The sequence below is a fragment of the Streptosporangium sp. NPDC023963 genome, from assembly GCF_040639135.1.
GTDB lineage: Bacteria > Actinomycetota > Actinomycetes > Streptosporangiales > Streptosporangiaceae > Streptosporangium.
The window spans coordinates 25,988-46,863 of record NZ_JBEZZK010000030.1; the positions used below are offsets into that span (position 1 = coordinate 25,988).

A 20,876-nucleotide genomic window follows, 5' to 3' on the forward strand; every position below is an offset into this window, starting at 1 on the left:
GTTGCGGGTTCGGGTCCGGTTGCGGGTTCGGGTCCGGTTGCGGGTTCGGGTTCGGGTTCGGGTTCGGGTTCGAGTCCGGTCGTGTGCTCGGTGGCGGAGAGGAGGTCAACGGCGCGTCACCGCCAGACGGATGAGAAGCAGCACGACGAGGGCAACGACGCCCCAGAACAGCAGAGAGATCATCTAAAGATCACCGCCCCGGCCGCGATCAGGAGGACTCCGGCCAGCAGGCCGGTGATGTAGAGCTGGGCGTTGCCGTTCTGTACCAGGCGGACCAGCCCGGCCAGGCCCAGGGTCGCCCGGCCCGAGCCGCGCACGGCACCGTCCACCACGCGACCGTCGGCGCGGACGACAAGACTCGCCAGGAGCAGCACGGGTCGGACGAACAGACCGGTGTAGACGGAGTCGACGTGAAAGGCCCGCTCGCACGGGGTTCGGAAGGGACCGAGCAGGCGAGCCGGGTCGGCCAGGGGGTCGGAGCGCCACACGGCGTAGACCGCTCCCGCCCCCAGCAGCGCCACCGCGAGGCTGAGGGCGGCGGCGTCCCAGTGAACGTCGCCGACACGGGCGAAACCGAGGAGCAGGGCCGGAACGGCCAGGACGAGAATGGGCCAGCGCATGGTGGCCGGAGCCTCGTGAACGGGGGTGTGAGCGTCGCGGACGGCGTGCGGCGCGCCGGACGCGGGCGTGGACACGGACGCGGGCGTGGACATGGACACGGGCGTGGACATGGACACGGGCGTGGACGCGGGCTGGGTCTGGGAGGCGCGCTGTCCGAAGAAGGTTCGCAGCCACGCGCGGGTGGCGTAGGCGCCGGTCACCGCGACCGTGGCGAGGGCGCAGCCGTAGAGCAGCAGGGCCGCGGCACCTGTCAGCGGCCCGGAGGACAGGGAGTGCTCGATGGCCACCAGCACCTCGTCCTTGCTGAAGAAGCCGCTGGCCGGAGGCAGGCCCATGAGCGCGGCGAAGCCGATCGTCATCGCGGCGAAGGTGACGGGAAGCCCCCTCCTGAGGCCTCCCATCGTGCTCATCAGGTTGGAGCCGACCGCGTGGATCACCGCTCCGGCGCAGAGGAAGAGAAGTGCCTTGAAAGCGCCGTGGGTGATCAGGTGGAAGATCGCGGCGCTCCGGGACCCGGCGGCCAGGGCACCGGCCATGTAGGCGAGCTGGCTGATCGTGGAGTAGGCGAGGACGCGTTTGAGGTCGTCCTGGGCCAGGGCGGCGAAGGCCGCGCCGAGCATGCCGATGGCGGCCAGGACCGCGAGGACGTCCAGGGTGGGGCGGGCACCGAGGAAGGCCGGGTAGAGCCGGGCGACGACGAAGATGCCCGCGGCGACCATGGTGGCCGCGTGGATGAGGGCGCTGATCGGTGTCGGTCCGGCCATCGCGTCAGGAAGCCAGACGTGCAACGGCACCTGGGCGCTCTTCCCCGCCACCCCGGCGAGCAGCAGCATGGTCGCGACGATGAGCGTGCCGGAGGACATCTCAGGGACTTCCGCGATGACGTCGGCGATCCTGAAGCTTCCCGCCGCCGTCCCGAGGACGAAGATGCCGAACAGGAATCCGACGTCGCCGATCCGGGTGACGAGGAACGCCTTGATCGCCGCTCGCGAGTTGGCCCTGTCTTCCCACCAGTGCCCGACCAGCAGGTAGGAGCACAGGCCCATGATCTCCCAGCCCACGTAGAGGACCATGAGGTCTGCCGCGTAGACGACCAGCAGCATGGCGCTGGTGAACAGGCTGATGAAGGAGCTGTAGGACGGGTAGCGCCGGTCGCCGCGCATGTAACCGACGGAGTAGATCTGCACCGCCAGCGCGACCACGGCGACCAGCACGGCGATCGACGCGGCGAGGCCGTCGACCAGCAGCCCGACCGAGATCGGCACCGAACCCGTCTCGATGACGGTGAACGCCGCGGTGACACCGTCGATCGTCCCCTGGCCCCCCGGCCCGACCGGGGCGGACCGTTCGCCTCCGCCCCCGCCGGTGGCAGCCCAGGTCGCATAGGCCAGCCAGATCGCCAGGGCCGCGGAGACGGCGGTGGGCACCACGGCGACCCAGGCGGCCCGGTGATCGGCGGCGGTGTCGGCGTTGACCTTGAAGGCGTCACTCCTGGGTGCGTCACTCCTGGGAGCGTCGGCCTGGGGTGCGTCGGCCTCGAGGACGCGGCCTTCGCCGGTCGCCGGGGGCGTCACGCTGTGGAGACGCCCGGGGAAACGGGAGCCGAGAAGGCCGGTGACCGCCGCGAGGAAGGGCAGCAGGATCACGAGCGAGGCGATAGTGATCATGGCGCGTCACCCTGCCCCGGGTCCGCCTCGGATCCGGCTTTGGACCCGGCCTCGGACCGGGAGTGCCGCGTATCGGTCCCGGTCTGGGGGTGTGTCCGTGTCTGGGACCGGCTCCGGGCCTCGGCCGGAAGGCGCTCCACAGATGAGGAGTCGGGGCCGGTGTTGCCGGGACCGGCGTCGGCGAGGTCGGTGTCCGTAGGGTCGGACAGGGAGCGGAGGCGGTCGAGGTCGACGGTCTGGCGGTTGCGGTAGAGCGCGAGGATGATCGCGAGACCGAGGCCGACCTCGGCGGCGGCGATCACGATGACGAACAGTGTGAGGACCTGCCCGCCGTGCAGCCGGTCGCGCAACCACACGTCGAAGGCGACCAGGTTGAGGTTGACGGCGTTGAGCATGAGCTCGACGGACATCAGCACGAGGATCGTGTTGCGGCGGGCGAGCACCCCGTACACGCCGATGGAGAACAGCAGCGCCGAGACGACCGCGGGATAGACGACGTGCACGTCAGTCCCTCCCGCGGATGTCCGTGCGGGACAGGACGATGGCGCCGATCAGGGCCGCCAGCAGCAGGACCGAGAGCGCCTCGAACGGGAGCACCCAGTTACGGAAGATGCTGGAACCGAGCTCACCGGCCGATCCACCACCGGGTTCGAGCTGGACGTAGGCCATGCGGAAGCCGTCGACGACGACGGTGACCAGCACGGCCGCGGTGGCGATCGCCACGATCGCCGCGGTCGGACGGTTCGGGCTGTCGAGGTCGGCGCTTCTGCCGATCGGGGCGCGGGTGAGCATGATCCCGAACAGGAGCAGGACCACGATCGCGCCGACGTAGATCAGCACCTGGACCCAGGCGACGAACTCGGCGGTGAGCACCAGATAGCACCCGGCCAACGCGCCGAAGCAGACGACCAGCCACAGGGCCGCGTGGACGAGCTGCCTGGTGGTCACAACGAGCAGCGCCGACCCGACGGCCACCGCGCCCAGCAGAAGGAAGACGATCTCCTGCCCGGTCGGCGACAGGTAGGACGGCACCTCGGTCACTTCTCCTCCTCGGGCTCTCCACTCGGATCCGTGGAAGGAGTCTGCTCCGGTGTGGCCGCCGCCGGAGGCGCCTCACCCCCGCCTGTGGATAACTTCTCCACGGATGGCCCACCTGTGGACGGATCGTTTTTCTTCGGAAGGGCACCCGGTGGCCGGATGGCCCGGACGCTCGCGTGCCCCGCCGAGGTGCCCGGTCTGGACGACCTGCCCGGGGACGGACCGCGCCGCACGGGCGGCCCATCGGGAGTGCCGGGAGCGGGTGAGGCGGGTGGCGAGGACGGGGAACCGGACGACGAGGACCCGGACGGCGAGGACCCGGACGACGAAGACGGGGCATCGGGCACGGAGGTGCCGGGACCGGGCGCGGACGCTCCGGGGCCCGGCGGGAGACCCGGCCCGGAGCGGGAATCGGCGGGGGGTGCCGGAGCTCCGGACGGTGAGGCCGGCGCGCCGGGCGCGGAGGCGAAGACCGCGGGACCAGGACCGCCCGCGGGGCCGGGACCGGCGGGAACAACGGGACCGGCGGCGGGGCCGGTTCCGGTTCCGGCAGCGGGAGCAGGAGCAGGAGCGGAGGGAGCCGGGCGAGGACGGACCGGGCGGGAGGTGGCCGCCAGTTCCTTGGGCGGATCGGCGTTGGGCTCGTGGGCCGGAGGTGGCGGTACGGTCTGGGCCCAGGCGGCCAGCTTGTCCTTCTCATGAAGAAGGTTACGGATGTCGCCTTCGGCGTACTCGAACTCCGGAGACCAGAACAGCGCGTCAAAGGGGCAGACCTCGATGCAGATCCCGCAGTACATGCACAGGGAGAAGTCGATCGCGAAGCGGTCGAGCATGTTGCGGGCCCGGGGACGACCGCCTTCCGGGGCGGGGAGGGTCTCCTTGTGGGAGTCGATGTAGATGCACCAGTCGGGGCACTCGCGGGCACAGAGCATGCACACCGTGCAGTTCTCCTCGACCAGCGCGATCACCCCCCTGCTCCTCGGGGGCAGTTCCGGCCGGACTTCGGGATACTGCTGGGTCACCGACCTGTTCAGCATGTGGCGAAGGGTGACGGAAAGTCCCTTCGCCAGTCCCACTCCTGGTATCCGTGCCACAACTCAACATCATGGCGCACAGCGGGGCGCTCGGGAATGCGTGGGCCCCGGAGACCGTCGCGGCGAGAGGTATCAACCGGGGAGCCGGGTTATCCACAGAAGTTATCCACAGACTGTGTGTTCGATAACCGCTCCTCAATCACAGGCTCGCCATCGAAGCGACTGCGGACCTTCTGAAAAAATCGTATTGTTCGCCACATGTCCCACCAGTACGGGCCGGCCTGGCAGTCGCAACCACCGGCGCGATCCAACACGGCGTGGAGCGTCGTGTGGGCGCTGGTACCCCTGCTGACCTGCGGCATCGGGACGCCGTTCGTGATCGGCCATGCCGCGCGCCGGCTGCGGAGCCCGTTGCTGGCCGTCGCCGCCGTCTTCTACGGGCTCGGCATCGGTATTTTCATGGTCATCGCGGGAACCTACGGAGATTCCAACGACATACCGGTCGTACTGGACTCCATCGGGACGATCGGCCTGTTGGGCAGCTGGATCGGCGGGCTGGGTCACGCGCTGATCCTCAGGGGATCGGTTTTCCGGCGCCGGCCGTCCCGGGAATTCCGTCCGGGACCGCCTCAGGGACCTCAGGGGTTTCAGGGGTCTCAGGGGTACGGCCACGCGCAGGGCCCGCCCCGGGTGCCGGGATACCAGACGGGTCCCACCGCGACCTCGGTCGGGTACCCGACCGCGCAACGGCCACAGCCACACCACCAGGAGCCTCCGTACCACGGCGGGTACCAGGGGCCGCCACAGCCCCGCCATGACGACCGGCCGCCGCAGCACGCGCCCCAGTACGCCCAGGGCCGCTTCGCGCAGGGCCAGCCCACCCACACCTCACAGGCTCCCCACGCCCCCTTCGCACAGGGCCAGCCCACCCACACCTCACAGGCTCCCCACGCCCCCTTCGCACAGGGCCAGCCCACCCACACCTCACAGGGCCCCCACGCCCCCTTCGCGCAGAGTCTGCCCGCCTACACCTCGCAGAGCCAGAAGGCCCCGGCCCCGCAGGGCTGGCTCGGGCCGTACCGGCTTATCGGCAACCTGGGGAAGGGCGGCCAGGGAACGGTTCACCTCGCGCTCAACCCGCAGGGGCAGAAGGTCGCGATCAAGGTGCTGCACGAGCACTTCAACGGCAACCAGGTGGTCAGGGAGCGGTTCCTGCGGGAGGTCGAGGCGACCCGCAGGGTGGCGACGTTCTCCACGGCACGGGTGCTCGACGTGAACATCAACGAGGACCAGGCGTACGTCGTCAGCGAGTACGTGGAGGGCGACTCCCTGGAGCAGCTGGTCCGCGACAGGGGTCCGCGCGACGGGGACGGCCTGACCAGGCTGGCCCTGGCCACGGCGGGCGCGCTGGCCGCGATCCACCGGGCCGGCGTGGTGCATCGGGATTTCAAACCGGCCAACGTGCTGATCGGCGCCGACGGCCCCCGCGTGATCGACTTCGGCATCGCCCGAGCCCTCGACCAGGTCACCGCGACATCGGGCAACATCATGGGCACCCCCGCCTACATGTCGCCCGAGCAGCTCTCCGGCGGGGCGATCGGCCCGGAGACCGACGTGTTCAGCTGGGCCGCGACCATGATCTTCGCCGCCTCGGGAAAGGTGGCCTTCGGGGAGGACACCATCCCCGCGATCCTGAACCGGGTGATCAACCACCAGCCGGACCTGGCGGCCCTGCCCCGGTCACTGCGCCCGCTGGCCGCCGCCTGCCTGGACAAGCAGCCGGGCAACCGGCCCACGGCCGCCGACATCATGCTGCGAATCGTGCAGTAGGGGACCGGTCTAGGGAACCGCGTCCTTCGCCCGCGCCGTCAGCTCCAGGTACTCGTCGCGGGTCAGCGCGCGGACCTCAAGCTCAAGGCCGTTCCCGGTGGCGAAGCGCTCGACGTCCTCGGCGTCCCAGTGTCCCGGCAGGTGGAACAGCTCCCCGCCCACCATCAGGCCGGTCACCCCGGACTCCGCCGAGTACAGCAGCAGCTCGGACGCGTCCAGCTCGCGGGTCCTGCGCGCGGTCTCCAGCAGCAGGCGGCCGTGGACGACCACCAGGCGGCAGTGCGGCTGGCCCTCGCGCCTGAGCACGCGTCCCTCGGCGGTCTGGTTGCGGGACCTGCGGCGGCCGACCCCGACCACGACGACGGCCCCGGCGACCGTCAGCGCGGCCAGCACCAGGGCGGCGATCCCGAGCGGGCCCATCCCCCGGGTGACGTCGGCGCGGGTCTCGGTCAGGTTGAGGAGCACGAGCGCCACGAAGACCGCCCCGTAGGCGAGCACCGCCCACATGAGCACGTACAGCAGCTGCTCTCGCCACCACACCTTCGGCGAGCTCAGAGGCGGTCTGAGGCTTCTCGCGCCGGGCACGCGCAGGCGCGGCAGGGGCGCGGGCGCCCGGCGCCAGGTCACCGCGCGCCACCTCGGCGACCTTCGGGCGAGGGCGACCCTGGCCCGCTGCGGCGTGTCGAACGCCCGGAACTCGAACTCCAGCCCGTTGTCCGCGGCGAACGCCTTCACCGCCTTCTTCGACCGGGACCCCGGAGCCTCCAGCATGACCAGGCCGGACTCGTCGAGCACCGCCAGGCCGTATCTCGTCCTCCCCCTGCCGGGATAACCGAAGATCAGCAGCGTGCTCGCCCGGCCCTCCCCGGCGAGCGGCAGCCGCACCGCCGGATGTTCCGGCACATCGACGACCAGTTCATCCTTTTCCACGGCAAGCGCGAGGGTCATGCGTTCCGTCCTTGGCAGGTGGTGTCACAGAGTGTATTTACTCCCTGCCCTGCGTGGGCACTTCGAACGTCAGATCGTTCGGTACGACGGTCCGGGCGGTGCGCGGAACGGCCGGAAAGGAGGGGATCATCCCGCGGCGACCCTGACGATTCCCGTCAGCGCCAGCTGGACCAGGGCCAGCGGTACCAGGACGACCCAGGCGAGCCGCTGCAGCTGGTCCTCGCGCAGGCGGGGATAGCTCACCCGGAGCCAGATGATCACGAAGACCAGCAGGAACACCTTGAGGAGCATCCACACCGGCCCCGGCAGGAACGGGCCGTGCCAGCCGCCGAGGAAGAGCACGCTGGTGAGCGCGGAGATCACGATGATCCCGGCGTACTCGGCCAGCATGAACAGGGCGAACCTCATGCCGGTGTACTCGGTCATCGGCCCCATGATGATCTCGGAGTCGGCGATCGGCATGTCGAACGGCGGGCGGCGGAGCTCGGCGAGCCCGGCGACGAAGAAGACCACGCCGCCGATCGCCTGCCAGGGCAGCCACCACCACTGCCAGGCCTCCACGATGCCCGGCAGGGAGAGCGTGCCCGCCGCCATCGCGACGCTGGAGGCCGCGAGGACCAGCGGCAGCTCGTACGACATGAGCTGGGCGGCCGAGCGCATCCCGCCCAGGACGGAGTACTTGTTGCCCGAGGACCACCCGGCCATGATCGAGCCGAGCACTCCGACCCCCATCACGGCGAGGACGAAGAACAGTCCGGCGTCCAGGTCGACCCCGACCAGCCCGGGTCCGACCGGGATGACGACCATCACCAGGAGGTAGGGGACCAGCGCCACGCCGGGGGCCAGGCTGAAGACCCGGCGGTCGGCGGCGGTCGGGATCACCTGCTCCTTCTGCATGAACTTGACCCCGTCGGCGATCAACTGGGCCCAGCCGTGGAAGCCTCCGGCGTACATGGGACCGAGGCGCGACTGCATGTGCGCCATGACCTTGTGCTCCATCTGCCCGGCGACCAGTGGCAGCACCAGGAAGATCGCGACGATCACGACAAGCCGTACCGCGACGTCGAGCACCTCGGCGATCACGGGCACCTCCGGTCCTTCTGGGGAGACCCCCGGCCATCACCGACAGCGCGGGCGTCACAGGCATCGCGGCTGGACGGCCGACGGGGGGTCTCAGGCGTCACGTTCGCGCCCCCAGTCGGCGGGCACCCCCGGTGGGAGCGTCTTGCGGCGGCTCGGCGAGCCGTGGCCGGACTCTCCGGGCTCCTTGGCCCCCGGCCAGGCCTTGGCGACCCGGGCGGCGAGCACGAAGTCCTTGCGCAGCGGGAAGCCCTCGAAGCCCTCGGGGAGCAGCAGCGGCACCAGGTTCGGGTGACCCTCGAAGACGACGCCGAACATCTCGAAGGTCTCGCGCTCGTGCCAGTCGGCTCCGCGGAAGACACCGACCGCGCTGGGCAGCCGGGGGTCGGCGCGCGGGACCCGGGTGCGCAGCAGCAGGTGGGTGTGCGAGACGGGGGCGAAGAGGTGGGCGACGACCTCGAACGCCTCCGGCGGCTCGTCCACCGCGGTCAGCCAGTCGAAGAACTCGTAGCCCCCGGCCCTGGCGGACTCCAGCAGCTCGATCCAGCCACCGGGATCCACGTCGACCGTGGTCTGGCCGAAGGACTCCGACACCCGGGCGCCCTCGCCGTACGCGAAACCGGGCGCGGAACCGGACGTGGAACCGTCCCCAGGACTGAGCACGGGTCCGGGCGTGGAACCGGGCGTGGAACCGGACGCGGGTTCTGGCGTGGAACCGGACGCGGGTTCTGGCAATTCAGGCATAGCGGTCACCCAGGTTCTCCGCTGCGATCTTCTCCTGGAGCATCATGATGCCGTGGAGCAGCGCCTCGGGGCGAGGGGGGCAGCCGGGGACGTAGACGTCGACCGGGATGATCTGGTCGACACCCTTGGTCACGCAGTAGGAGTCCCAGTACGGGCCGCCGGAGTTGGAGCAGGCGCCGAAGGAGATCACGTACTTCGGGTCGGGCATCTGCTCGTAGAGCCGCTTGACCGCGGGCGCCATCTTGTCGGTCACCGTACCTGAGACGATCATCAGATCCGCCTGCCGGGGACCGTTGGCGAACGGGATGACCCCGAACCTTATGAAGTCGTGCCTGCTCATCGAGGTCGCGATGAACTCGATCGCGCAGCAGGCCAGGCCGAAGTTGAACGCCCACAGCGAGTAACGGCGCCCCCAGTTCAGGATGAAGCGCATGGGTTTGGGAGCCAGACGCGAGACTGGCCCCACGGTGGGCATCGGGAGATCCGCCATGGCACGCATTCTCCTTCAGAGTCGGTGCTCGCGCTCGCCCGGCCCTTCGACTTTCCAGGTCCGGCCTGTCGAGCTCCCAGGCCGGGCTTTCGAGCTCTCAGGTCCAGGTGAGCGCGCGCTTGCGCCAGGCGTAGAGGATGCCGAGCGCTATGAAGCCGAGGAAGACGAACATCTCGACCAGGGTGGTCGTCCCGAAACCCGGCGCGGCGAAGACCGTCGCCCAGGGGAACAGGAAGACCGCGTCCACCGCGAAGACCACGTACAGGTAGGTGAACACGTAGTAGCGGATCTGGGACTGGGCCCAGCCGTCGCCGACCGGGTCGACGCCGCACTCGTAGGTGAGCAGCTTCTCCGGGGTGGGGCGACTCGGCCGGAGCCCCCGGTTGACGAGCAGCGCCCCGGCGACGATGAGCAGACCGATCGCGAACAGCGCGAGGACCACCACATAAGAGCCGAAATATCCGCTCATGGCCTCTCCTCCTCGGGGCCGCCGCCGGAACGCTCCGGGACGCCGCGCAACGCTCCGGGACCTGCCGTACGGGGCTCTCCGCCCTACCTATAGCAGTATCCGCGCTTCCCGTCACGCAGGGAAACCGGAGACCGCGAAACGCTAAAGCCTCCGTCCGCTTAACATCAAGATGGGGTAAATACCCTATTGACCCATATAACGTTAATTTATGCCTAAAGTGCGATTCGGCGGAGGAATCGCGTTGATGGCCGCAATGCTGGCCGGTTGCGGCGTAGCCACCGCCTCCCCCCACGCGAATTCCCCCATCCCCTCCGAGCCGACGCTGATCAATTACGTCGACCCCTCCATGGTCCAGGGCCTGAGCACGAGAAGCCTGAACGCGGGAGAGGCCAGGGGCCGGCGCGTGCACGCCACCTACCCGGCCATCGCCGACGCCCCCCGGCTCACCGAGAAGCTCCGCAAGACGGTGACCAGGAGCCTCAACCGATTCACCTGGCACGACGTCCCCGCGAACGCCCTGCCCAACCCCGAGTTCAACGTGGACTGGCAGCTCGCCGCCGCGTCCCCCGAGGTCCTGGGGGTGCGGCTGCGCATCGGCCAGTCCATGGGCTCCGGCTGGAGCGAGTCGCGGACCACCGTCTGGTACGACCGGGCGAGCCGGCGCGCCCTGGAATCCCCGGGCCTGCTCAGGGACGTCGCGGCGCTGACCACGCTGGCCGGGATCGTCAGGAGCGAACTGGCGCTGCGGGGACCGCTGGTGAACCCCAACGCGCTCAGGCCGGAACCCTCGATGTTCGACTCCATCGGTTTCAACCCGCGCGGCGACCTCGTCGTGGAGTTCGACGACAAGCAGGTGGGGCTGGGCGTCGCCGGCCGGGTGGCGGTCGCCGTGCCGTCCGCGACCGCGACGCCGCTGCTGTCGGCGACCGGGTTGCGGGCGCAGCGGGCCTCCGTGAGGACCGCGACCCTCACCTCGCAGGAGGACATGCTCGCGGCGAGCATGGACAAGCCCGTGGCGCACAGTTCCATGGCGGGCACCGTGGACTGCGCGAAGGCCAGGTGTGTGGCGCTGACCTACGAGGACGGGCCGGGTCCCGAGACCGGGCGGCTGCTCGACATCCTCGGCGCGTACAAGGCGAGGGCGACCTTCTTCAGCCTCGGCTCCAACGCCTCCGCGCGTCCCGAGCTGCTGCGGCGCATGCGTGACGAGGGACACCTGGTGGCCAACCACACCTGGTCCCACCGCGACCTCAGCGCGCTGCCCTCCGCCATGCTCGTCGACCAGCTCACCCGCGCGCAGCACGCGATCACCCAGGCGATCGGCCAGGTGCCCACGCTGATGCGCCCGCCGTACGGCGTGACCGACGAGCAGGTGGCCTCCGTCTCGCGCCGGCTGGGCATGTCCGTGGTGCGCTGGAGCGTGGACGCCGAGGACAAGCGCGACTCCGACCCCCGCGCGATCGCCCGCAGGACCGTCGCCCGGGTCAAGCCCGGATCGATCGTCCTCATGCGCGACTTCCACCACGCCACCGTCGACGCGGCCCCCGCGATCTTGCGTGAGCTCACCGCAAAGGGTTATACCTTTGTCACTGTCCCGGAGCTGTACGGCCCGCGAGCGATGGAGCCGGGCCGGACCTACGACTCCGGGACCATGCCCGATGTGCTGGAAAAGCAGTCCCTGTCATAACCTGAGACTATGGGGCCATAGCCGGAGGCTATGAGAGCCTCTTCGTGACGGGACATATAGTTGGGCATCGTGATCCCAACTGTCCTCTTCGGCCGCCTGCACGTTGACCTGTGTCGGCTCGCGGCCGGGCTGTGTCGGGCCGACCGTCTGCGATCGTGACTCCCCCGTAGGCCGTACGACGGCCGCGGCGCGCGATGTCCGCGCCCAGCTTCGACTCAGTTTCGACTCAGCGGCCGTCAAGGATATGCGACAAAGGTCACTTTCCTTCGCCGAGTGGAACGCGAAAAGACTACGCGTGACCCCGAGGATCTAGCATGGAAAAAAGAATGTGCCACGAGCAACGGCGCCCTGTCGCGTCGAGGAGGACTGAGCTGTGACCAAGCAGGTTCAGCAACTCGACCGCGTGATCATCCGGTTCGCAGGCGACTCCGGCGACGGCATGCAGCTGACCGGTGACCGCTTCACGGCCGGAACCGCGGAGTTCGGCAACGACCTGTCGACGCTTCCCAACTTCCCGGCGGAGATCCGCGCCCCCGCAGGCACCCTGCCGGGAGTGTCGAGCTTCCAGCTGCACTTCGCCGACCACGACATCCTCACGCCGGGCGACGCTCCCAACGTCCTGGTCGCGATGAACCCCGCCGCGCTGAAGGCCAACCTCTCCGACCTGCCGCGCGGTGCCGACCTCATCGTCAACACCGACGAGTTCACCAAGCGCAACCTGCAGAAGGTCGGCTACGACGGCAGCCCTCTCGACGACGACTCGCTCGCCGAGTGGCGGGTCCACGCGGTGCCGCTGACCTCGCTGACGGTCAAGGCCCTCGAAGGCTTCGCGCTGTCCAAGAAGGACGCCGAGCGCTCGAAGAACATGTTCGCCCTCGGGCTGCTGAGCTGGCTCTACCACCGGCCCACCGAGGCGACGATCCAGTTCCTCGAGACCAAGTTCGCCAAGAAGCCCGACATCGCCAAGGCCAACATCGCCGCCTTCCAGGCGGGCTGGAACTACGGCGAGACCACCGAGTCCTTCTCGGTCTCGTACGAGATCAAGCCGGCCAAGCTGGCTCCCGGCGTGTACCGCAACATCTCCGGCAACCAGGCGCTCGCCTACGGCCTGATCGCCGCCTCGGTGCAGTCGAAACTGCCGCTGTTCCTCGGTTCGTACCCGATCACCCCGGCCAGCGACATCCTGCACGAGCTTTCCAAGCACAAGCGGTTCGGCATCCGCACCTTCCAGGCCGAGGACGAGATCGCGGGCGTCGGGGCGGCGCTCGGCGCCGCCTTCGGCGGGGCGCTGGGGGTCACGACGACCTCCGGGCCGGGTGTCGCGCTGAAGGCCGAGACCGTCGGCCTCGCGGTGACCACCGAGCTGCCGCTCATCATCGTCGACGTGCAGCGCGCGGGCCCCAGCACCGGCATGCCCACCAAGACCGAGCAGACCGACCTGTTGATGGCCATGTTCGGCCGCAACGGCGAGTCGCCGCTGCCGATCGTGGCGCCCTCGACCCCCTCCGACTGCTTCGACGCGGCGGTGGAGGCGGCCAGGATCGCGGTGAAGTACCGCACCCCGGTCATGCTGCTCTCCGACGGCTACCTCGCCAACGGCTCCGAGCCGTGGAAGCTGCCCGACGCCGCCGACCTGCCCGACATCTCCACCGAGTTCGCCTCGGGGCCGAACGGCGAGGACGGCACGACCTTCCTGCCGTTCAAGCGCGACCCCGAGACCCTCGCCCGCCCCTGGGCGATCCCCGGGACCGCGGGCCTGGAGCACCGGATCGGCGGCATCGAGAAGGCCGAGAACACCGGCAACATCTCCTACGACCCCAACAACCACGACCGGATGGTCCGGGTCCGGCAGGCCAAGATCGACGGGATCGCGAACGACATCCCGCCGCTGGCCGTGGACGACCCCGACGGCGACGCCCGCGTGCTGGTGCTCGGCTGGGGGTCCACGTACGGGCCGATCGCGGCGGCCGTGCGGCGCATCAGGAGGTCCGGGGGCAAGGTCGCCCAGGCCCACCTGCAGCACGTCAACCCGCTGCCCGTCAACACCGGCGAGGTCCTGCGCGCGTACGACAAGGTCCTCCTGCCGGAGATCAACCTCGGCCAGCTCGCGCTGCTGCTCCGCGCCCGCTTCCTGGTCGACATCATCAGCTACAACCGAGTGCGCGGGCTTCCGTTCAAGGCCGAGGAACTTGCCGGCGTGATCCAGGACGTGATCGACAGTGAGTAGTGCTGAGTTGCCCGTGGTCTCCACCCCCGGAAGGGGCGGGGCGCTTTCGCTGGTCCCGAAGTCCGAGGTCAAGCTCGGGATGAAGGACTTCAAGTCCGACCAGGAGGTCCGCTGGTGCCCCGGGTGCGGTGACTACGCGATCCTGGCCGCGGTCCAGTCGTTCGTGCCGGAGCTCGGGCTCAAGCGCGAGAACATGGTGTTCGTCTCGGGCATCGGCTGCTCCTCCCGGTTCCCGTACTACATGGACACCTACGGGTTCCACTCGATCCACGGCCGCGCCCCGGCGATCGCGACCGGCCTCGCCGCCTCGCGTCCCGACCTGTCGGTGTGGGTGATCACCGGTGACGGCGACGCGCTGTCCATCGGCGGCAACCACCTCATCCACGCGCTGCGCCGCAACGTCAACCTGAACATCCTGCTGTTCAACAACAGGATCTACGGCCTGACCAAGGGCCAGTACTCCCCGACCTCCGAGATCGGCAAGATCACGAAGTCGACCCCGATGGGCTCGCTGGACAAGCCGTTCAACCCGATCTCGCTGGCCATCGGGGCCGAGGCCTCCTTCGTGGCCAGGACCATCGACTCCGACCGCAAGCACCTGCAGTCGGTGCTGCGCGAGGCCGCCGAGCACCGGGGCACCTCCCTGGTCGAGATCTACCAGAACTGCAACATCTTCAACGACAACGCCTTCGAGCCGCTGAAGGACCCGGAGCAGCGCGACGACATCACGCTGCGCCTGGAGCACGGGCAGCCCATCGCCTCGGCGTCCAAGGCCGTGCGCAGGGCGGCCGACGGCGGCATCGAGGTCGTCCCGAGGTCGGCGGTGAGCGAGGACGAGATCCTCGTGCACGACGCCCACCGCGCCGACCCGTCGCTGGCCTTCGCACTCTCCCGGCTGGACGAGCCCGCCTTCGAGCACGTCCCGATCGGCGTCTTCCGCAACGTCGACCGCCCCTCCTACGACGAGCTCATGGCCGAGCAGCTCCAGGAGGCCGTCGGCGAGCGGGGGCCCGGCGACCTGAACGACCTGCTGCTCGGCGGGGACACCTGGCGCATCGGCTGATCGGAACGAACGCACGACCTCACACGGTAAGGCCCGCTCTTCGGAGCGGGCCTTACCGCTTATCTGCCACAAATACCCCCGAAGCAGGAGAAAGCACATGGCCGATCCGGTAGCGGAAGACCACTGGCGGGCGAGACCCGTACTGGTGACGGGGGCCGGTGGCTTCATCGGGGCCCACCTGGTGCGGCGTCTGAGCGCGCTGGGCGCGCGGGTGCACGCGGTCAGCCGCCGGTCCAGGGAGAGCTCGGACGGCGAGACGTGGCACGTCGCTGACGTCGCCGACGCGGGCACGGTCGAGTGGCTCATCGGCTCGACCCGCCCGGCCGTCGTGTTCCACCTGGCCAGCGAGGTCGCCGGGGCGAGGGATCCGCGGCTCGTGCTGCCGATGCTGCACAGCAACCTCACCGGCGTGGTCAACCTGCTGACGGCGGTCGCCGCAGTCCCCGAGACCAGGGTGGTGCTGGCGGGCTCGCTGGAGGAGCTCCGGCCGGAGGAGGGCGACCGGGCGCCGTCCTCGCCGTACGCGGCGTCCAAGTGGGCCGCCGACGGCTACGCGCGGATGTTCCACCACCTGTGGGGCGTCCAGGTGAGCAACCTGCGGATCGGCATGGTCTACGGACCCGGCCGCCAGGACACCCGCAAGCTGGTCCCCTACGTGGCGCTGTCGCTGCTGCGCGGGCGGACGCCCGAGCTCGGCAGCGGAACGCGTCACCTCGACTGGGTGTACGTCGACGACGTGGTCGACGCCTTCCTCGCGGCGGCCGAGACCCCGGACGCGGCGGGCCGCGCCTTCGACATCGGCACGGGGACGGGCACCTCCATCCGCGACACCGCGGACCTGCTCTCCGAGATCGTCGGCGGCCGGGCCCGTCCCCGCTACGGCGTGCTCGCCGACAGGGCGCTGGACAGCGCCAGGATCGCCGACCTGACCGCCGCCACCGAGGTCCTCGGCTGGCGATCCACCGTCGGCCTGGAGGAGGGCCTGCGCCGGACGGTCGCCTGGTTCGCCCGCGAGAACGGCTGAGCGGCCCCGGCCGGACCGAACCACCTCGCGCCCCTGATCGAGTGGCCGTACGTCCGCACCGACCGGATTCAGGAGGTCATGAGATCGTGAAACGCGCCGGGAGCGAGGTGAACCCGGCCGGCGTTCACCCTGGGACGGTAGGCGAAGAACGGGCGCCGGTCCGCCCCGTCGAGGTTCGTGGTGTAGAACACGCTGCGCGCCGCCGCCGGCTCCTCGTAGGCGGCGACCTCCTGAAGATGGCGCTCGCCGACGACCCCCCAGAGCCTGCCGGTGAGCTCGGGCGTGGTTCGCGCCGTCCCGGCATGCGGATCCGCCACGAAACGGCGGTTCGCCTCGTCGTACTCGTGCCGGTAAACGAGCTCGTGGTCGTTCGCCCAGGTGGCGTACGTGGCGGAGGAGATCGTGGCGATCGGGTAGGACGCCAGGACTCGCCCGGTGGCGGGGTCGAGGACCACGGTCGACAACGCGTCGTCGTCGCGTTCGTCATCCCAGATCATGTACGTCACGGCGAGCAACCGCCCGTCCGGTGACCAGCACAGCCCGCACTCCCAGCTCGCCGCCCCGACCGCCGACCAGAGGCGGCGACGCGCTCCGGAGACGGGGTCGAGCAGGCTCACCACCGCTTTGCCCGGCTCGTCTCCGTCGTCGCCACCGAGGACGGCGATGGTCGTGCCGTCGGGCGATGACGTCGCGTGCCGGTCGTGCTCGTACTCCGGGTCGGGGCCGTAGAACCAGCGCGGTTCGCCGTCGCCGAGGGCCAGCACCCCCACGCCGTTCCCGGAGTGTGCCGCCAGCAGCAGGCGGGTGCCGTCGTGCGACAGGGATCTGATGATCGTCCCGTCCGGCGACTCCGGCAGGCGGGCGAACTCGCGCCGGTCCGCGTCGAGCACGACGAACCGGTCGTCCTCCGTCTCGATGAGCAGTGCCGCCCGGCGAACAAACCGCTCGGGCAGCGAATCGAGAGCGAATTCCGCAGGATAACGCGCCAAAGCACTCTCCACTGTGACCGCACACCCTTTTGTGCACCAAGTTCGTGCACTAATCCAAAATGCACTTCATGTGTGATATAAATCACATTTTTTATTTCCTTACGGAGTTTTCAGCTTACCATCGCATCGCGCCTGATCATCTTGCGCATATCTTGCATACGGGGAGCCCATGCGGCACAAGAGTTTACAAGTCATTATCGTCGCGTTATCGCTGGTCGCCGGGCTAATCGTGCCCGTCGGCCCCTTTAAGGAAGCACAGTCCGCAAACGCCGCGGGGGCGGCCTGCACGAACGACACGAACTGGAGCGTACCGAACACTCAAGGTGAACGACGCTGTGTAAACGGCCAGGTCGCGAACACCAGAGCGCGCATCTCAAAGGGACCGGGGTGCCTGCTCGGCCGGCTCAACGGCCCGGCGGAGATGTACTCCAAGAACCAGTGCGGCCAGAACGGCCCGGAAACGAATTCCGGCATCGAGTACATCGGTCAGGCGCGAGCCATCTCCCACTTGAACACCAAGATCGCCAGCGGTTCCGAAGGAGGAGGGATCCATCCCGATCTCCAGTGGGAGACGACGTTCGGGCAGTCCCGGCCGGACATCATCTACTACAACCACACCCTCACCCCCCAGCAGCAGCCTTTCGTTCAGGTCATCGAGGCGAAGGTAGCGTCCAACTACAAGCCCAACGACTGGAACAACCAGGTCAAGAAGCAGATCAAGGAGATGACCAGCCGCGGCATGACCAACGTCGGCCTCGGCAACGTCCTCCGCGACTACGTCGACCAGTTCTGGGTGAACTTCGGATGCGGCCGGACCGAGGTCGGCTACCGGATCCAGGCGTACACGGTCACCTCTCCGCGCGACGGTCTCCTGCTCATCACGCTGTCGAAAGAGGTGAAGAACTGCAAGAAGAAGGTGCCGGGCGAGCCGGTCGACCCCCTGCCCGACCCTCTTCCCGTTCCGGTTCCCGACCCGGTTCCCGTCCCGGTCCCGCAGCCCTGGCCGGTCCCCGTCCCGAACCCGATCCCGCTGCCCGACAACGACGTCAGCATCATCACCATCGTCACCCACGCCGTGTTCATGCTGGCCGTCTTGCAGGCGCACTCGATCTGGGAGACCTACACCGATTTCATGGAGTGGCTCCGCGGCCTGAGGTTCTCCAAGGTCTGGGGTGAGCCGCACCTGATCACCCTGGACCGGCTGGCGTACGACATGCAGTCCGTCGGCGAGTTCGTCCTGGCCGAGTCCGACAGCCACGATCTCAGGATCCACGCCCGGTTCACCGAGCGACGCGACAACGTGTCGATCATCGACCGGGTGGCCGTGGCCGTCGACGACCACGTCGTCGAGATCGGCGACAACCTCGTCATCGACGGTGAGCCGCGCACGCTCGCGGACGGCCGCGCGGTGCAGTTCGGCGAGACCACGGGCGTCATGCGCGACGGGAACAGCTACCTGGTCTTCTGGGGCGGTATGGACGGGGGTGTGTTCCGGTGGGACGGCAGTTGCTGCCACGCCGGGCTGGCCTTCGGACACGAGCCCCCCACCGACCTCGTCGGCCTGCTGGGCAACGGCGACGGCGACCCCAAAAACGACCTGAAGCTCCGCGACGGCACCCAACTGCCGGCGAACGCCTCCGCGACGGTCATCCACGGTCAGTACGCCGACTCCTGGCGGATCGCCAACGAGGAGTCACTGTTCACCTACGCGCCGGGAAAGAGCACCGCGACGTACACCGACCTGACCTTTCCCTCCGAGATCGTCACCGTCCACGATCTGACGCCGGAACAGGTCTCCGCGGCGAGCGCCTACTGCCTGGGGAAGGACGTGCCGCCCGGCCCGGTGTTCGACGCCTGTGTCCTGGACATCGCGCTGACCGCGGACGCCAGTTTCGCCACCATGGCCGCCGAGGAGGTGGCCACGGTCGTGGACCCGCTCACCGCGACCCTCGACGCCCAGGGTGGTCTGTCCGTCGACTTCCAGGCGAGCACCATGGCCAAGAACCTGCGACCGGCCAGGGTGTCGCAGGACCCGGCGACGACCATCTTCGCCGGCCCGTTCAGCGGCACGGACTCCTACCGGTTCTACGTCCAGCAGCTTCCTTCGCATTTCAACGGGACCGTGGCGTTCGACCTTCTCACCATCGGGAACTGGAACTCCGACAGCGACACCGAGACCGTGACCGTCAAAACGGACCGGGAGAACCCGGTCACGTTCACCCCGAGTCAGCTCACCCCGACATCGACCGGAACGCTCACCAGCGGCGTGCCCTTCGCCAAATACCGGCTGAGTGTCCCCTTCGACCACAGGAAGAGCCAAGCCGAGTTCACCATCGACGCCACCGGCGTCGCGGGCATCTCGAACCAGGGGTTCGGCATCGACAACATGCAGCTGAACATGCCGGTGGTGCCGCCCCAGGAGTTCCAGACCTCCATGCCGTTCTCCGTCTCCGACGGCGTGCCGACGGCGGGCGCGGGCAACCTGGAGACGCCCGTATCGGCGGACCGGTACCAGTTCACCCTGGCCCAGCCTGGTGCGATCTATCTCAATATCGACGGATGTCCCAATTTCGATTGGACGCTGCTCAACCAGAGCGGTACGAGGGTCACTTACGGCTACTGCTCGGACGCGGAGATCAGAAACCTCCCCGCCGGAACCTACCGGCTGGACATCCAGGCTCGGGGCGACAAGAGCGGTCCGTACACACTGGGCGTCACCAGCATTCCAGCCGACGTGTCCGTTCCGATCACCATCGGAGGCGCGCCGGTCGACCTCAACCTGACAGCTCCGGGACAGAACGGCACCTGGACCTTCGCCGGGACCACCGGGCAGCGCGTCTTTTTCTCCTTCACCGGCGGAACCTTCGGCAGCTACGTCAACGCGAATGTCGTCCTCAAGAAGCCGGACGGATCCACACTGAAGAGCTCGATATTCTGTGGTGCCGAGTGCTTCCTCGACACGACCTCCCTGCCGGTGAGCGGGACGTACACGGTCACCCTGAACCCGTCCGGCACCTCCGTGGGCAAGATCACCGCAAAGATCACCACGGTGGCTGCCGACGTTTCGCAGCCGGTGCCGACCAGCGGCACCGCGGTCCCGCTAACCACCGTCGACGCCGGGCAGAACGGCAGCTGGACCTTCGCCGGAACCGCCGGACAGCGTATGTCCTTCAAGTTCACGGCGGGCACCTTCGGCAGCTTCCTCGACGCCTTCGTCTCGGTGAGGAAGCCGGACGGGAACGACCTCGTCAACTCGACCTACTGCGGCACCTCTTGCTTCATCGACGTGACGAAGCTCCCGGCCAACGGCACGTACACGATCGTCTTCAACCCGGGCGGCGGCCTGACCGGCTCGCTGTCGGCCGGCGTCACGGAGATCCCTGCCGACGCCTCCACCACCGTGACGGTCGGCGGCCCCGCAGTCCCGCTGTCCACGACGGTTCCGGGCCAGAACGGAGTATGGACCTTCGCGGGCCTGGCCGGTCAGAACGTTTCATTCGGATTCACCGGCGGCACGTTCGGCAGCCTGTACAACGCCACGGTCTCGGTCAGAAAGCCCGACGGGGCGACACTCGTCAACCCCGAGTACTGCGGCACCTCGTGTTCACTGACCCCGGCGGTCCTTCCGGTTGACGGCAACTACACGATCGTGCTGAATCCGGAGGAAAGCAAGGTCGGCTCATTGTCGGCGAAACTCGATGTCGGCGACGTGACGAAGAACGTGACGGTCGGTGATCCCGCCTCCACCATCACCCTCGTCTCACCCGGCCAAAACGGCCACTGGAAATTCACCGGCACCCAAGGCCAACGCGTCTCCTTCGGATTCAACGGCGGCACGTTCGGCGACCTCTACAACGCCAAGGTGACGGTCAAAAAACCCGACGGCACCACACTCATCAACCCCACCTTCTGCGGAACCTCCTGCTCCCTCACCCCCGCCACCCTCCCCACCGACGGCACCTACA

16 protein-coding genes and 1 pseudogene are annotated in these 20,876 nt (G+C 68.8%); 7 read left to right on the plus strand and 10 right to left on the minus strand.

Features of this window, described 5'->3' with window-relative positions; translation table 11 throughout:
* Positions 1-179: 179 nt before the first annotated feature.
* The 4 genes and pseudogenes from AB0F88_RS43500 to AB0F88_RS43515 all read right to left on the minus strand — a co-directional run bounded on the left by AB0F88_RS43500 (position 180) and on the right by AB0F88_RS43515 (position 4,363).
* Positions 180-2,288, minus strand: a complete 2,109-nt coding sequence (locus AB0F88_RS43500) for an NADH-quinone oxidoreductase subunit L (RefSeq protein WP_362698269.1) — start codon at positions 2,286-2,288, stop codon at positions 180-182.
* Positions 2,289-2,506: 218 nt separating this feature from the next.
* Positions 2,507-2,791, minus strand: a pseudogene (gene nuoK, locus AB0F88_RS43505) (NADH-quinone oxidoreductase subunit NuoK); the annotation flags it as partial.
* A 1-nt stretch (position 2,792) separates the two neighbouring features.
* Positions 2,793-3,329: an NADH-quinone oxidoreductase subunit J gene (locus AB0F88_RS43510; RefSeq protein WP_362698272.1), complete on the minus strand. Its 537-nt coding sequence runs from the start codon at positions 3,327-3,329 to the stop codon at positions 2,793-2,795.
* Positions 3,326-4,363, minus strand: a complete 1,038-nt coding sequence (locus AB0F88_RS43515) for a 4Fe-4S binding protein (RefSeq protein WP_362698274.1) — start codon at positions 4,361-4,363, stop codon at positions 3,326-3,328. Before AB0F88_RS43515 ends, AB0F88_RS43510 begins: the two co-directional genes overlap by 4 nt.
* A 255-nt stretch (positions 4,364-4,618) precedes the next feature.
* On the opposite strand from AB0F88_RS43515, the gene AB0F88_RS43520 reads away from it, so the two are divergent.
* Positions 4,619-6,190 carry a protein kinase gene (locus AB0F88_RS43520; protein WP_362698277.1) on the plus strand — a complete coding sequence of 524 codons (1,572 nt, stop codon included), beginning with the start codon at positions 4,619-4,621 and terminating at the stop codon, positions 6,188-6,190.
* A gap of 9 nt (positions 6,191-6,199) precedes the next feature.
* Here AB0F88_RS43520 and AB0F88_RS43525 read toward each other — a convergent pair whose 3' ends face one another.
* The 5 genes from AB0F88_RS43525 to AB0F88_RS43545 all read right to left on the minus strand — a co-directional run bounded on the left by AB0F88_RS43525 (position 6,200) and on the right by AB0F88_RS43545 (position 9,921).
* A complete protein-coding gene (locus tag AB0F88_RS43525) occupies positions 6,200-7,138 on the minus strand; it encodes a hypothetical protein (protein ID WP_362698280.1) in 939 nt (312 codons plus the stop codon).
* Between the two features lie 126 nt (positions 7,139-7,264).
* Positions 7,265-8,218, minus strand: a complete 954-nt coding sequence (gene nuoH, locus AB0F88_RS43530) for an NADH-quinone oxidoreductase subunit NuoH (protein ID WP_362698338.1) — start codon at positions 8,216-8,218, stop codon at positions 7,265-7,267.
* Between the two features lie 93 nt (positions 8,219-8,311).
* Positions 8,312-8,881 carry an NADH-quinone oxidoreductase subunit C gene (locus tag AB0F88_RS43535; protein ID WP_362698283.1) on the minus strand — a complete coding sequence of 190 codons (570 nt, stop codon included), beginning with the start codon at positions 8,879-8,881 and terminating at the stop codon, positions 8,312-8,314.
* A gap of 73 nt (positions 8,882-8,954) precedes the next feature.
* Complete coding sequence (locus AB0F88_RS43540) at positions 8,955-9,395, minus strand: NADH-quinone oxidoreductase subunit B (RefSeq protein WP_246474028.1); 441 nt, start codon at positions 9,393-9,395, stop codon at positions 8,955-8,957.
* Between the two features lie 154 nt (positions 9,396-9,549).
* A complete protein-coding gene (locus tag AB0F88_RS43545) occupies positions 9,550-9,921 on the minus strand; it encodes an NADH-quinone oxidoreductase subunit A (RefSeq protein WP_362698286.1) in 372 nt (123 codons plus the stop codon).
* Positions 9,922-10,165: 244 nt separating this feature from the next.
* Between AB0F88_RS43545 and AB0F88_RS43550 the strand changes: the two genes are divergently transcribed.
* From AB0F88_RS43550 to AB0F88_RS43570, 5 genes are all read left to right on the plus strand, one after another.
* Entirely contained in the window at positions 10,166-11,608 is a 1,443-nt protein-coding gene (locus tag AB0F88_RS43550) for a polysaccharide deacetylase family protein (RefSeq protein ID WP_362698289.1), read from the plus strand.
* Positions 11,609-11,677: 69 nt separating this feature from the next.
* A complete protein-coding gene (locus tag AB0F88_RS43555) occupies positions 11,678-11,767 on the plus strand; it encodes a putative leader peptide (protein ID WP_362698292.1) in 90 nt (29 codons plus the stop codon).
* A 214-nt stretch (positions 11,768-11,981) separates the two neighbouring features.
* Positions 11,982-13,835 carry a 2-oxoacid:acceptor oxidoreductase subunit alpha gene (locus AB0F88_RS43560; protein WP_362698294.1) on the plus strand — a complete coding sequence of 618 codons (1,854 nt, stop codon included), beginning with the start codon at positions 11,982-11,984 and terminating at the stop codon, positions 13,833-13,835.
* On the plus strand, positions 13,828-14,898 hold the full coding sequence (locus tag AB0F88_RS43565) for a 2-oxoacid:ferredoxin oxidoreductase subunit beta (RefSeq protein ID WP_362698296.1): 1,071 nt from the start codon (positions 13,828-13,830) through the stop codon (positions 14,896-14,898). Before AB0F88_RS43560 ends, AB0F88_RS43565 begins: the two co-directional genes overlap by 8 nt.
* Positions 14,899-14,995: 97 nt before the next feature.
* Complete coding sequence (locus AB0F88_RS43570; RefSeq protein WP_362698299.1) at positions 14,996-15,922, plus strand: NAD-dependent epimerase/dehydratase family protein; 927 nt, start codon at positions 14,996-14,998, stop codon at positions 15,920-15,922.
* A gap of 68 nt (positions 15,923-15,990) precedes the next feature.
* On the opposite strand, the gene AB0F88_RS43575 is transcribed toward AB0F88_RS43570, so the two are convergent.
* Positions 15,991-16,911, minus strand: a complete 921-nt coding sequence (locus tag AB0F88_RS43575) for a hypothetical protein (protein WP_362698302.1) — start codon at positions 16,909-16,911, stop codon at positions 15,991-15,993.
* Positions 16,912-17,332: 421 nt separating this feature from the next.
* On the opposite strand from AB0F88_RS43575, the gene AB0F88_RS43580 reads away from it, so the two are divergent.
* Positions 17,333-20,876: VWD domain-containing protein (locus AB0F88_RS43580; RefSeq protein ID WP_362698305.1), on the plus strand; the 3,544-nt coding region annotated here is incomplete at its 3' end.

Coding starts and splice junctions, on each gene's coding strand:
- AB0F88_RS43525 (WP_362698280.1), bottom strand. CDS start 7,138: ATGACCCTCGCGCTTGCCGTGGAAAAGGATGAACTGGTCGTCGATGTG.
- AB0F88_RS43570 (WP_362698299.1), top strand. CDS start 14,996: ATGGCCGATCCGGTAGCGGAAGACCACTGGCGGGCGAGACCCGTACTG.
- AB0F88_RS43540 (WP_246474028.1), bottom strand. CDS start 9,395: ATGCGCTTCATCCTGAACTGGGGGCGCCGTTACTCGCTGTGGGCGTTC.
- AB0F88_RS43515 (WP_362698274.1), bottom strand. CDS start 4,363: ATGCTGAACAGGTCGGTGACCCAGCAGTATCCCGAAGTCCGGCCGGAA.
- AB0F88_RS43500 (WP_362698269.1), bottom strand. CDS start 2,288: ATGATCACTATCGCCTCGCTCGTGATCCTGCTGCCCTTCCTCGCGGCG.
- AB0F88_RS43550 (WP_362698289.1), top strand. CDS start 10,166: ATGGCCGCAATGCTGGCCGGTTGCGGCGTAGCCACCGCCTCCCCCCAC.
- AB0F88_RS43545 (WP_362698286.1), bottom strand. CDS start 9,921: ATGAGCGGATATTTCGGCTCTTATGTGGTGGTCCTCGCGCTGTTCGCG.
- AB0F88_RS43520 (WP_362698277.1), top strand. CDS start 4,619: ATGTCCCACCAGTACGGGCCGGCCTGGCAGTCGCAACCACCGGCGCGA.